General features: G+C 69.8%; 9 protein-coding genes. 4 read left to right on the forward strand and 5 right to left on the reverse strand.

The genetic code is table 11. The features are described from left to right. The first annotated feature begins 90 nt into the window (after window positions 1-90). The 4 genes from RMT89_RS23805 (at window position 91) to RMT89_RS23820 (ending at window position 3,826) form a co-directional block, all read left to right on the forward strand. Window positions 91-804, forward strand: a complete 714-nt coding sequence (locus tag RMT89_RS23805) for a hemolysin III family protein (protein ID WP_315885801.1) — start codon at window positions 91-93, stop codon at window positions 802-804. A gap of 98 nt (window positions 805-902) precedes the next feature. Continuing rightward, complete coding sequence (locus RMT89_RS23810; protein WP_315885802.1) at window positions 903-2,429, forward strand: DHA2 family efflux MFS transporter permease subunit; 1,527 nt, start codon at window positions 903-905, stop codon at window positions 2,427-2,429. Continuing rightward, on the forward strand, window positions 2,426-3,061 hold the full coding sequence (locus RMT89_RS23815) for a TetR family transcriptional regulator (RefSeq protein WP_315885803.1): 636 nt from the start codon (window positions 2,426-2,428) through the stop codon (window positions 3,059-3,061). The genes RMT89_RS23810 and RMT89_RS23815 overlap by 4 nt, the downstream gene beginning before the upstream one ends. A 33-nt stretch (window positions 3,062-3,094) precedes the next feature. Next, the gene (locus RMT89_RS23820) at window positions 3,095-3,826 is read left to right on the forward strand and encodes a Mut7-C RNAse domain-containing protein (RefSeq protein WP_315885804.1); all 732 of its coding nucleotides are present in this window, start codon (window positions 3,095-3,097) and stop codon (window positions 3,824-3,826) included. A 96-nt stretch (window positions 3,827-3,922) separates the two neighbouring features. Here RMT89_RS23820 and RMT89_RS23825 read toward each other — a convergent pair whose 3' ends face one another. From RMT89_RS23825 to RMT89_RS23845, 5 genes are all read right to left on the reverse strand, one after another. Beyond that, complete coding sequence (locus RMT89_RS23825) at window positions 3,923-6,325, reverse strand: galactose oxidase-like domain-containing protein (protein ID WP_315885805.1); 2,403 nt, start codon at window positions 6,323-6,325, stop codon at window positions 3,923-3,925. Then, window positions 6,322-7,515 (reverse strand): glycosyltransferase family 2 protein, encoded by a 1,194-nt coding sequence (locus RMT89_RS23830; protein ID WP_315885806.1) that lies wholly within the window; start codon window positions 7,513-7,515, stop codon window positions 6,322-6,324. The genes RMT89_RS23825 and RMT89_RS23830 overlap by 4 nt, the downstream gene beginning before the upstream one ends. Beyond that, the gene (locus tag RMT89_RS23835; protein WP_315885807.1) at window positions 7,512-9,137 is read right to left on the reverse strand and encodes a glycosyltransferase family 39 protein; all 1,626 of its coding nucleotides are present in this window, start codon (window positions 9,135-9,137) and stop codon (window positions 7,512-7,514) included. The genes RMT89_RS23830 and RMT89_RS23835 overlap by 4 nt, the downstream gene beginning before the upstream one ends. Continuing rightward, on the reverse strand, window positions 9,134-10,402 hold the full coding sequence (locus RMT89_RS23840; protein ID WP_315885808.1) for a glycosyltransferase: 1,269 nt from the start codon (window positions 10,400-10,402) through the stop codon (window positions 9,134-9,136). The genes RMT89_RS23835 and RMT89_RS23840 overlap by 4 nt, the downstream gene beginning before the upstream one ends. Window positions 10,403-10,604: 202 nt before the next feature. Beyond that, on the reverse strand, window positions 10,605-12,638 hold the full coding sequence (locus RMT89_RS23845) for a thioredoxin domain-containing protein (protein ID WP_315885809.1): 2,034 nt from the start codon (window positions 12,636-12,638) through the stop codon (window positions 10,605-10,607). Window positions 12,639-12,732: the final 94 nt, after the last annotated feature.

A 12,732-nucleotide genomic window follows, 5' to 3' on the forward strand; every position in this document is an offset into this window, starting at 1 on the left:
CCGCACCGACGTCAACTCCCGTGAGACGATGGCCACTCTTGACCGTCGGACTGATACGTAACCTACGGTTCCGTAGGTACGATTCGGCCCATGACTGCGTCCGCCCCCGACGCGAACACGGACCTGCCGGCCGCCGGCCGCGGTCCCGTCGCGCTCTCCCTGCCGCATCCGGTCAAGCCCAAGCTCCGGGGCTGGCTGCATCTGGGCATGTTCCCGGCCGTAATCATCGCGGGCCTGGTGCTCACCGCGCTCGCCGACTCTTCCAGAGGCCGTTTGGCCTGCGGGATCTACGCCCTTACGGCGTGTCTGCTGTTCGGCGTGAGCGCGCTGTACCACCGGGGCAACTGGAGCCCGCGGATGGACGGCATCCTGCGCCGCCTCGATCACGCCAACATCTTCCTGATCATCGCGGGCACCTACACCCCGCTGACCATGCTGCTGCTGCCCGGCGCCAAGGGGCGGTGGCTGCTGTGGGGGATCTGGGGCGCGGCCGCGGCGGGGATCATCTTCCGCGTCTTCTGGGTCGGCGCCCCGCGCTGGCTCTACACGCCCTGCTACCTCGCGATGGGCTGGGCGGCCGTCTTCTTCCTGCCCGACTTCATGCGCACGGGCGGCATCGCGGTGCTGGTCCTGGTGATCGTCGGAGGCCTGCTGTACAGCGCGGGCGGCGTGGTCTACGGCATCAAGCGGCCGAACCCGTCACCGCGCTGGTTCGGCTTCCACGAGGTTTTCCACTCCCTCACGCTGGCGGCCTTCGCCGTGCACTACGTCGGGATCTCCCTGGTGGCGTACCAGCACGCGTGACCCCTGGAGGCTCCACAGGGCCACGGCAGCCGCCGTGGCCCTTTTTCATGCCCGGATACGATTGACAGTGAGACTCTTTTGAGAGTTACTCTCATTTCATGGACGCTGTCACTCCAGACCCTCGTCGTTGGTGGGCCCTCGGGGCCCTGGTCGCGAGCATGCTCACGCTCGGCTTCGACATGACGATCCTCAACGTGGCGCTGCCGACCATGGCGGCCGACCTGGGCGCCACCACCGGTCAGCAGCAGTGGATGGCGGACGCGTACGTCGTCGTCTTCGCGGCGCTGATGCTCCCCGCCGGACTGCTCGGCGACCGGTTCGGGCGACGGCTGATGCTGATCACCGGCCTGGGGATCTTCCTGGCCGGTTCCGTCGTCGGCGTCCTCGCCGGGGACGTGAACACGGTGATCGCCGCCCGCGCCGTGATGGGCGTGGGCGCCGCGCTGGTCACCCCGCTCGCGCTGTCCGTGCTGCCCTCGCTGTTCGGTCCCGACGAGCGCACCAAGGCCGTCGGCGTCATGTCCGCCGCCTCGGCGCTCGGCCTGCCGCTCGGCCCGATCATCGGCGGCTGGCTGCTGGACCACTTCTGGTGGGGCTCGGTCTTCCTGGTGAACGTCCCGATGGCCGCGCTCGGCATCGCCGCCTGTGTGTTCCTGCTCCCGGAGACCCGGGACCCCGCCTCCCCCAAGGTCGACACCGTCTCCACCGCGCTCACCGCGGCCGGGCTCGGCGTCCTGGTGTACGCGATCATCGAGGCGCCGGTCCGGGGCTGGGGCGACCCGCTGGTGCTGGTGATGCTCGCCGGTGCGGCCGTACTGATCGCCGCCCTGGTGCTGCGCGAGCGGCGCCTGACCCGCCCGATGCTCGACATGACGCTGCTCGCCCACCGCGGTTTCCTCTTCAACACCCTCGCCGCGACCCTGGTGATGTTCGTCCTGTCAGGACTGCTGTTCGTGCTCCCGCCCTACCTCCAGGCCGTCCTCGGCAACGACGCCCTCGGCACCGGACTCAGGCTGCTGCCGATGATGGGCGGCCTGCTGGTCGCGGCACGCACGGCTCAGCCGGTCGTCGCCCGGCTCGGGGCGCGTGCGGTGGTGAGCGCGGGACTCGCGGTGCTGTCCTTCGCCGCGCTCCTGGGCAGCCGTACGACGGTGGAGTCCGGCTACGGCTTCACCGCGCTGTGGCTCTCGGTCGCCGGGCTCGGCTTCGGTCTCGCGGTCGTCCCCGCCATGGACGCGGCCCTCGGCACCCTGCCCGCCGACCGAGCCGGCTCCGGATCCGGGCTGCTGATGACGCTGCGCCAGGTCGGCGGCGCGATCGGCATCGCCTTGCTCGGCAGTCTGCTCGCCGGGGTCTTCCGGGACCGGCTCGACGTCACCGGGCTGCCCGCCGGGGTCGCCGACACCGCCGGGGAGTCGGTGGTCGCCGCCCATGTCGTCGCCGAACGGGCGGGCGCGGAAGGTCTCGTGGCTTCCGCGAACAGCGCCTATGTGCACGGTATGGGTGTCGTCCTGCTGGTGTGCGCGGTCGCGTCCCTGGTGGCGTCCGTGCTGGCCGCGGTGTTCCTGACCGACGCCAAGGAAACCGAGGAGTTGGTCCCGGCCTCGGCCGATGCCCGACAATGACCCGCATGACGGCCGCACGCACCTCCTCCGCCGACCTCTCCCAGCTGGGACTCCGTGAGCGGAAGAAGATCAGGACCCGGACGGCGATCCGCACCGCGACCTACGCGCTGATCCGGGAACAGGGCTACGACGCCACCACCGTCGAGCAGATCGCCGAGCGCGCCGAGGTGTCGCCGTCCACGGTCTTCCGGTACTTCCCGACCAAGGAGGACATCGTCGTCACGGACGAGTTCGACCCGATCCTGGTCGAGGAGATCCGCAAGCGGCCGGCCGACGAGCCGTGGATGGACACCCTGCGGTATGTGACGACGACGGCCCTCGGCCTCAGTCTTCAGGAGGATCCCGAGGTCCTGCGGCTCCGGTCGCATCTGATGGTCCAGGTGCCCGCGGTGCGCTCCCGGATGCTGGAGTCCATGTCGGTCACCGGCCGGATGTTCAGCGAGGCCATCGCCGAGCGCACCGGCCGGGACCCGGAGGGCTTCGAGGTCCGCGTCTTCACGATGTCCCTGATCGGCGGCCTCGCGGAGATCACCCAGTACTGGGCGGAGCACGACTTCCGCGACGACCTCCACGACCTCCTGCACCGCGCCCTGGACGTCATCGAGCACGGCCTTCCCACCGAAAAGCCCTGAGCCCACGGGCCTCCCCCATGACATCCTGACCGGGTGAGCGCACCGGAGATCCACCTCGAATTCGCCCCCGAGCTGGCCCTGTTCGTCCCGCACGGCCGCCGGTCGGGCGTCACCCCCCTCGTCACCGACGGAGTCTCCTCCCTCGGCCATGTCGTGGAGTCCCTCGGCGTGCCGCTCACCGAGGTCGGGGCGCTGGAGGTGGACGGCCGCGAGGTGCCGGTGTCCTACGTCGCCAAGGCGGGCGACTCGGTCCGGGTGAAGACGGTCGAGCGCCCCCAGCGGGTGCCGGGCGCCCCCCTGCGCTTCCTGCTCGACGTCCACCTGGGCACGCTCGCCCGGCGCCTGCGCCTGCTCGGCGTGGACACCGCCTACGAGTCGACGGACATCGGCGATCCGGCGCTGGCCGCACTCTCCGCCGCCGAGCGGCGGGTCATGCTCAGCCGCGACCGGGGCCTGCTGCGGCGCCGCGAACTGTGGGCCGGCGCGTATGTGTACAGCACCCGCCCCGAGGACCAACTCCGGGACGTCCTGGAGCGCTTCCGCCCCGAGCTCCACCCGTGGACACGCTGCACCGCCTGCAACGGCCTGCTGAAGGAGGCCACGAAGGAGGAGGTCGCGGACCAGCTCCACGGCGGGACGCAGCGCTCGTACGACGTGTTCGCGCAGTGCCAGGATTGCGGACGGGCGTACTGGAAGGGCGCGCACCACGAGCAGCTGGTAGCCATCGTGGAACGCGCCCTTGCGCTTCGCTCCGAGCGCGGTTGACGGTACGCGCCGTGGGGAACTGCGGGCCGGCCGCGGCTGGTCGCGCCCGCGCGGCGGAGCCGCATACCGACACAGCCCCGCGCCCCTTTCGGGCGCTCAGCGCCTCGTCAGATCCTTCTTGCCGCAGGCGACACCGTCCCCGTTCCGGTCCAGCCGCAGTGGGTCGTCCTTGCCGTTCATCTTCAGGCGGCCGTATTCGTTCCGCTTCAGCCAGTCGCAGCGGGCCTGGGTCGTCGCCTGCACTCCCGGCGGGAAGGCGGTCGGGACACACACGTTCGCCGAGCCGTAGTGCCGGTCGCAGCCCGAGACCGTCGGGCTGACCTTCTGCGACGCGCGCTTCTTGCCGGGCCCGGTCACCTTGCCGGACAGGTCGTGCGCGAAGGAGTGGACTTGGGCCGAGGCGTCCGTCGGCTTGAGGGCCGTAGGGCCTTGGAGGTGGACCCACTTGGCGACCGACGGGACGCCGTTGGCGTCGACCGCGAAGAGCATGTACCAGCCGGGCGGGGCCAGGTTGGGGTTGCTCGTCACGTTCAGGTCGATGTTGTTGCCGTCGACCGACAGCGGCAGATCGACGAACCGCTGGTTCGGGTCCGAGGAGTGGGTCACCGCCGCGGGGCGGATCAGTTCCGCCTTCGCGATCGGGCGGTCCACCGTGATCCGCTGCGTGTCGCCGTAGTTCCACTCGGTGTCGATCACCGAAGTGATCGTCGGACGCTCGCCCTTGAGGAGATAGGGCGGGGTGTAGACCGACACGTTGTGGTTCCAGGAGCCGTTGCCCGGGTTGTCACCGGTGGTCATCACCCGGCCGTCCGGGAGCAGGAACGCCGAGGAGTGGTAGCCGCGGGCCTCCGGGTCGGTGGCGACCTGGTCGAAGGTCTCCGTCGCCGGGTCGAAGATCGACGTCTCGAAGACGGGGTCGGCGCGGTTGTGCAGCGCGCCGCCCGTCTCCAGCACCTTGCCGTCGGGCAGCAGCACGGCGGAGACGTACATCTTGCCCTGGCCGACGGTCTGCGCCACCGGCCCGTTGCCGAGGTCGACCATGCCCTGCGGGATCGGCGGCCCCGCCACGTACGACGGGTTCGGCTGCTTGAGGTCGATGATGTCGGTCAGCCGGTTGGCGTCCGGGTTGGAGTCGATGTTGCCGCCGCCCAGGGTGAGGACCTTCTGGTCCTGCGCCGGAGGCAGCAGCACGCTCGCCGACTGGTCGCGCTCGTCCTTCTTCTGGAGCCCCGGCACCTGAGTGATCGTGTTGGCGCCGTAGTCGTAGATCGCGGAGCCGGTGCCCGGGATGTTGTTGCCGAAGACATGGCTGCCGGAGTAGAAGAGGCGGCCGTCCTGCATCAGGATCATCGACGGGTACAGACCCCAGTACGACCAGGTCTGGTTGACCTTCCACAGTTCGAGCCACTTCTGCTCGGCCTGCGAGAACACCTCGGTCGTCACCGACCCGGTGGAGTCCTCCTTGAGCCCGCCGAAGGAGATCACATCACCGTTGCCGAGGATCGTCGCCGACGGGTACCAGTGCCCGTCGTTCATGTCGTTGGTCTTGATGTAGCTCTCGGTCTCGGGGTCGAAGATGTACGAGTCCTTGTACCCCTGATAGCCGATCGTGCCGTCCGCCGAGGGATAGCCCTTGTTGCCGCTCATCACCAGCACCCGCCCGTCCTGGAGCTGGACATGGCCGGAGCAGAACATGTCCTTCGGGGTGGGAACGATCTTGTACGAGCCGTTCTGCGGGTCGTACACCGCGGAGGTGAACTTACCCGCCTCGAACATCTGCTGGCTGTTGCCGGAGCCCGCGATCATCAACACCTTGCCGTTGTTCAGGACGACGGAGTGCATCGAACGCACCGGGTTCTGCACGGGCAGCACCTCCCAGCGGCCGTTCGCGCACTCCTCGGCGGTGCCCGTGCAGGTGGGCGGCGGGGTGACGTCGGGGACCTGCTCCATCGTGTAGTCGTCGGTGGTCGCCGAGCCGGTGCCGTAGACCGAGACGCCCCAGCTGATCCGGTCGGTGCCGACCGGGACCTCGGGGGTGCGGACAGTGGCCTCGGTCCAGTTCCCGGCCATCTCCAGCGTCTTGAGGTCGGTCCAGTACTGCCAGCCGGCGGTGGTGTCGTGCCGGAAGAGAGTGAGGTTGGCGTCCGGGGTGGTCGTCTTGTACCAGAGGCCGAGGTCGTACTGCTTGCCCGGTGTCACCACCGGCGCGCAGTCCGCGGACTCGGTGATCAGCGCCTTGCGGTCGCCCTCGACCCGGCGGGTCAGCGTGACCTTCATGGCCTTGGAGCCGGAGTGGGCGTCGGCGACGGTCTCGTAGGAGAAGTCGTTGTCGCCCCAGCCGGACTTGGACCAGCAGAACGGCATGTCGCCGGTGCCGGCGGTCTCGAAGCCCGCGTTCTTGATCAGGTTGGCGGCGGAGGCGGGGTGAGGTGTGGTCAGGAGGAGGCCTGCGGTGAGGACGCCCACCGCGAACAGGGCCGTTCTCCGTCGGTGTCTCATGCGGTGCTCCTTGCTGTGCGGCTCCTGCGCGGCTCCCCGCCGGCATTCCTGCGGGGCAGGTAGACCAGCGCCTCGGTGGCGGCGAAGCGCAGGACGAAGGTGGTGACCAGGGCGAGCGCGGTCGCCGACAGGGCGCCCATCCCGAACTCGCTGACCAACAGCGCGATCAGCGGGATACGCAGCACCAGATCGGCGTTGGCGAGCAGCGCGAACCGGCCGGCGCGGTCCCACCAGCGCCGGTGCAGCCGTCGGTCACGGAACAGCAGGTGTTCGATGAGCAGGAAGTTCCAGGCCACGCCGAACTGGTTGGCGACGATCTCGGCGGGCAGGTAGTGCATGCCGAGGCCGGTCAGGATCCACAGCGCGAGCAGGTTCGGCAGGAACCCGGAGGCGCCGATCAGCCCGAAGCCGATCAGGCGGGCGGCCGGGGACGCGGTGCGCAGGCCGACCAGATGGCACAGGAAGCGCAGGCCCTCCTGGGCGGTCGACTTGGACTCGCCCGCGAACCGGTCCTGGAACACGAACGGCACCTCGGCGACTTCGCGCGGGCGGCTGCGGACCGCGAGTTCGAGGAGGATCTTGTAGCCGAGGGGCTTGAGCACATCCGCGGTGACGGCCTGGCGGCGGATCGCGAAGAAGCCGCTCATCGGATCGCTGATGCCGTGCAGCCGGCGCGGAAACAGGGACTTGGTCAGCCAGGTGGCGCCGCGGGAGACGGCGACCCGGTAACTGCCCGCGAGCCCGGCCCTGCTGCCGCCCTTGATGTACCGGGAGGCGACGACGAGTCCGGCGTTGGACCGCTCGCCGGTGGCCACCAACTCCGGGACCAGGGAGGGCGGATGCTGGCAGTCGCCGTCCATCACGACGATCCAGTCCGAGGTGGCCGCCGTCAGCCCTTCCACGACCGCGCCGCCGAGCCCGCCGACGGGCTCGTCCCGGTGGATCACGGCCACCGGGAACGGACAGTCCTTCGCCGCATCCTTGATCACCTCGGGGGTGTCGTCGGTGGAGTCGTCCACGAAGACCACCTCACAGGGCAGCCGGGTCGGCACCGACTCGGTGATCTGGTGCAGCAGTTGGCGGATGTTCGCGGACTCGTTGAAGGTCGGTACGACGATGGTGACCGCCCCGGGCTCCGGAACCTCGGAGGCCTCCAGATCCGGTACGGGCGCGGTGTATTCCTGGCTCATCGGGCGCCTCCCGCGGTCTGGATCTGCCGGATCTCGATGCGGTCCTCGCCCTTGCCGAAGACGGCGACGGGCGTCGAATGCTCCATGGCCGCCTTCACGTTCGGCAGGTCGGCCGCGTCGCGCCGTACGGTCGGGGAGGCGACGACGTAGTCGATGTCGCGCCAGCCGCGGGGCATGGTCTTGCTCACCGCGGGGTCGAGGTCGGCCTTGTAGAACCAGATGACGCCGTCGCCGGGCCGGTACCCGGAGTGCACCAGGTCCAGCCAGAGCGCGTCGTCGACGAGGACCCGGGTCTCCTCCGGGTTCTCCACCTCGGTGCTGAGCCACTTCGAGGCCGCCCGGTAGGGGGCGTTGGCGTCGGCGGTGACGGCGGTGCGGTCGCCGTCGTACCAGCGGGGCACGACATAGGCGCCCGCGCCGAGCGCGAGGACGGCCGCGAGGGTGTACCGGCCGGCCGGATGCAGTCGCCCCTTGCGCAGCACGGCATGGGCGACCGAGGCGGTGCCTCCGGCGAGGACGAGGGCGAGGAAGGGCAGCGCCTGGATGATGTACATCGCGGGCAGATAGCCGCTCGACCGCATCGCGACCAGGGCGAGGATCGCCACGGCCGCGCAGGGCCCGGCGAGTGCCCGGGCGGTGACCGACCAGCGCCAGGTGGCGAGCAGCAGCAGCGCGCCCGCGAGACCGCCGAGGGGCAGGACACGGTCGTAGTAGAGCCACGACTGGAGCACCCCGTACGAGCTGGACCCCTGGTCGAGGATGAAGCCCGAACCGGGCCTGGTCATCTGGTACTTGATGCCGTCCCAGAGGGAGACATGCCCGCTGCCGGGGACCAGCTCGCCCTTCAGCAGGGCGAAGAGGGGGTACGACAGACCGATCAGGACGCAGGCGGTGATCGCGCCGGTCACGGCGAACTTACGGGTGTCGCGGTGGCTGTGCCGCCACATCGTGACGAGGATCGCCGGGAGGACGAAGATCATCGTCTCCTTGGTCAGCACCGCGGTCGCGGCGGCGATGCCCGCGCCGAAGTGGTGCCAGAGGTGGCGGTTCGGGGAGGCGGCGAGGGTGAACGCCAGCAGCGTCCACATCACCGCGAGGTTGTCGAGGAAGATCTCGCGCTGGAGGATGACCGACAGCGGCGAGAGCCCGAACAGGACCATGCCGAGCCCGGCGGCCCAGCGCGGCAGCGAGAGCCGGCGCCCGAGCACATACACCAGGGCCGCGCTGATCCCGCTGACCACCAGCATCACGGCCCGCATCGAGCCGACGGTCATGGAGTCGGGGCTGATCAGCGACGGTATCCAGGTGAGCAGGGCTATCTGCACCCAGCCCAGGGGCGGGTGGTCGTACCAGTACGTGTAGTGGGCGAGCCCCCGGCCCTCCTGGACCGCCCAGGCCTGGGCGAGATAGGTGCCCTCGTCGTCACTGAAGGCCGGGTAGGCGGCGATGTTCCAGCCCTGCACGACGAGGATCGCCGCGAGGAGCACACAGCACAGGATGAGGTCGGGTCGGGAGGTACGCAGCTTCTTCGGCGGGGCCGTTCGATCGGTCGAACCGGTTTCCGGCGCAGGCTGCCGCTGCGCGGGGACCTCGGTGGTCACCGCGGGGAGGGTGGAGGTCACGCAGGGACGTCCTCTCGGATCACTTCGGCCTGGTTGAGGTGTGCGCCGACATGGGAGGTCAACTCCCAGTCGTCACGGCCGCGTTGCTCGCGCCAGACGGCACGGATCGCGGCTCCGGCGAGCAGCACCTGGTAGAAGGGACCGCCGATGATGAGCTTCAGGTAGTGCACGAAGCGGACGCGAAGTCCGTACTGCTTGCCGAAGTCGTGCAGTCCGACGACCTCGAACGCGAAGGTGACGAGCGCGGTGACGGCCGGCAGGAAGGTGATGAACGCGATGGACACCGGCACGTCGAGGAAGAGGGCGATCGCCACGTTGAACGGGATGATCAGACCGGTGAAGGCCTGGAGGAACGGGGTGACGAGGGTGTAGCGGGCGAGCATCCGCTGCCCGAAGGTGGGCAGTTGCTTCCAGTCCTGCTTCCGGTAGACCTGCAGGAAGCCCTGGTTCCAGCGGGTGCGCTGCTTGAGCAGCGACATCAGGCTGCCGGGGGTCTCCTCCCTGGTCACCATGTCGGAGTCGTAGGCGACGACGACCTTCTTGCCGACGCTGGACAGCCGTACGCCCAGGTCGCAGTCCTCGGCGAGGCAGTCGGGGTCCCAGCCGTCCGCTTCCCGCAGCACGTCCGTCCGGAGGAAGACGGTGTTGCCGCCGAGCGGGATGAACCCCTTCTGCGCGTGCAGATGGAGCCGGGAGCGGAACCAGAAGAAGTACTCCAGGCAGTTGCGCAGGCTGTACCAGCTGGAGTGGAAGTTGATCAGCTGCACCCCGCCCTGGACGACGTCGGCGCCGGTGGAGCGGAAGGCGTGGTCGACGTGGGCGAGCAGCTCCGGGTGGACCTGGTCCTCGGCGTCGAAGACCCCGACGACATCGCCGCGGCAGTGCGGCAGCGCCGTGTTCATGGCCTTCGGCTTGTTCTTCTTCTCGTGGGTGTCGACGACCACCCGGACCCGTGGGTCGCGTGCGGCGGCCCGCTCGGCGACCTCCGTGGTCTCCGGGTCGTCGTGCCCGACGATGACGATGATCTCGAAGTCGGTGTGGCTCGACTCCAGCAGCCGCTGAATGGTGTGGTCGAGCACGGCTTGTTCGTGCCGGGCCGGAAGCAGCAGCGAGAACGACAGATGCTCGCCGCCGTCCGGTCTGCTGAACCGGGTGGAGGCGAGCACCTCGGGCGTACGCCAGGCGTGCATCTGCCACCACAAGGTGAACGCCGCCATCCAGAACAGGCCCAGCGAGACGACAGCGATGAAGACAGACGTGAGCAACAGATCCCCCCAGATCCCCAGAACCCCCTGTCGCGACGGACAGTCACACCCGTCGCGTCACTGTGCAGAGATTAGGGGGGAAGTGTGAAGCGCGAGAGCTGTTCCGATAAATAGCTTGTTTCGGAACGGTGCGGCGAGTAGCGGGATCTAACCGAACACATGCCCAATTTGGGCAACGCCAGACCGCCCCCGACCGCTGTTCTCAGCCGCTCAGCGCCTCGCGCAGTCGCTCCGGGTCGGTCGTCGGGGCGTCACAGGTGAAATTACGGCAGACGTACGCGGCCGGTTCGCCGCCGACCAGCGGCCGCCCCGCGAGCAGCGGCAGCTCGTCACTCTCCGGAGTTCCGAGGGCGACCACGGCCCCGGGCGCGGTGCCCAGCAGTGCCGTCCGGTGCATGGCCCGGGTGGCCGGATCGTCCAGCGAGGGTCCGACGACCGCGACCTCGCGTGGCCCGTCGAGCCGAGCCTCCGCGGCGGCGAGCCCCCAGCCGATGAACCGGGGCACCCGCGGCCCGAGCGCCTTCACCACGCCGAGCGCCCGTTCCGCCGCGGTGCGATGGGTCCCGGCGCCGGTCTGGGCCGCGTAGCTCAGCAGGGCGTTCGCGGCGGCGGTCCAGCCGGAGGGGGCGGCGTTGTCGGTGGGGTCCTGCGGGCGGCGGATGAGCCGCTCGGCGTCCACGGCCGTGTCGTACAGGGCACCCGACTCCGCGTCGACGAAGCGGGCGAGGACGTGGTCGAGCAGGAACCCGGCGAACTCCAGCCAGACGCCCTCACCGGTGACGGACGCGAGCGCGAGGAAGCCTTCGGCGACGTCGGCGTAGTCCTCCAGCACCCCCGCGTTCACGCCGACGTGGCCGTCCTTGCTGGTACGGGAGATCTGCGCGTGCTCGTCCAGATGGAGCCGTACGAGGAGATCGGCGGCGGCCACCGCGGCCTCGACGAGGTCGGGGCGGTCGAAGTAGGCGCCGGTCTCGGCGAGCGCGGCGATGGCGAGGCCGTTCCACGCGGCGACGACCTTGTCGTCCCGTCCCGGCGCGGGCCGCCCGGCGCGGCTCGCGAACAGGCGCTCCCGGATGCCGGCGATCTTCTCGGCGTCGAACATGCCCTCGTGCTGCGGAAGTTGGAGTACGGAGGCGCCCTCCTCGAAGGTGCCCTCCTCGGTGACGCCGAAGTACTGGGCGGCGAGTTCGGCATCTTGGGAGCCGAGAGCCCGGGTCAGCTGATCGGGCGTCCAGACGTAGTAGGCCCCCTCGACGTGCTTTCCGGTCCCGTCATCGCTGTCGGCGTCGAGCGCGGAGGCGAACCCGCCTTCACTGGTGCGCAGTTCGCGGACCATGAAGTCGGCGGTCTCCAGGGCGACACGACGGGCGAGCTCGGAGCCGGTGGAGCGCCAGAGGTGGGCGTAGACCCGGCAGAGAAGGGCGTTGTCGTAGAGCATCTTCTCGAAGTGCGGCACGGTCCAGTCCCGGTCGACGGAGTAGCGCGCGAACCCACCCCCGAGCTGGTCGTAGATACCGCCCCTGGCCATCCGCTCGCAGGTGTCGGCGGCCATCTGGAGCGCCCCCTCGGCCCCGGTCCGCGCATGGTGGCGCAGCAGGAACTCGATGACCATGGAGGGCGGGAACTTCGGCGCTCCCCCGAATCCGCCGCGCTGCGGGTCGTACTCCCGGGTGAGCCCGAGCAGCGCCCGCGCGAGCTCCTCCTCGCCGGGTGCCTCGGAGTCGCCGTAGGAGATCTCCCGCCCGGCGAGGTCGCGGACGATCTTCCCGGCGACCTCGGAGACCTCGTCCCGGCGGCCGGTCCAGGCCTGGTGGACGCCCTCCAGCACCTGCCGGAAGGAGGGCATGCCCTGGCGGGGGGCGGGCGGGAAGTAGGTGCCGAAGTAGAAGGGCTCGGCGTCGGGGGTGAGGAAGACGGTCATGGGCCAGCCGCCCTGGCCGGTGGCCGCCTGGACGGCCTCCATGTAGACGGCGTCCACGTCGGGACGTTCCTCGCGGTCGACCTTGATGTTGACGAAGTGCTCGTTCAGGTAGTCGGCGGTCTCCTGGTCCTCGAAGGACTCGTGAGCCATGACATGGCACCAGTGACAGCTGGAATATCCGACGCTGAGCAGCACGGGTTTGCCGCTCTCGCGCGCCTCCTCGAATGCCTGGTCCGACCAGGGCCACCAGTCGACGGGATTGTCGGCGTGCTGGAGCAGGTACGGGGAGGTCTCATGGGCCAGTCGGTTCGGCATGGTGTCCATCCTGCCGCAGTACCCCGGCGACCGCCGGGCAGCACACCCCGCAAGCTCGATCTTGCGGCCCCCTCCCCAGGGCGTCCCGTCCGCA

Source organism: Streptomyces sp. P17, from assembly GCF_032436805.1.
Taxonomy (GTDB): Bacteria; Actinomycetota; Actinomycetes; order Streptomycetales; family Streptomycetaceae; genus Streptomyces.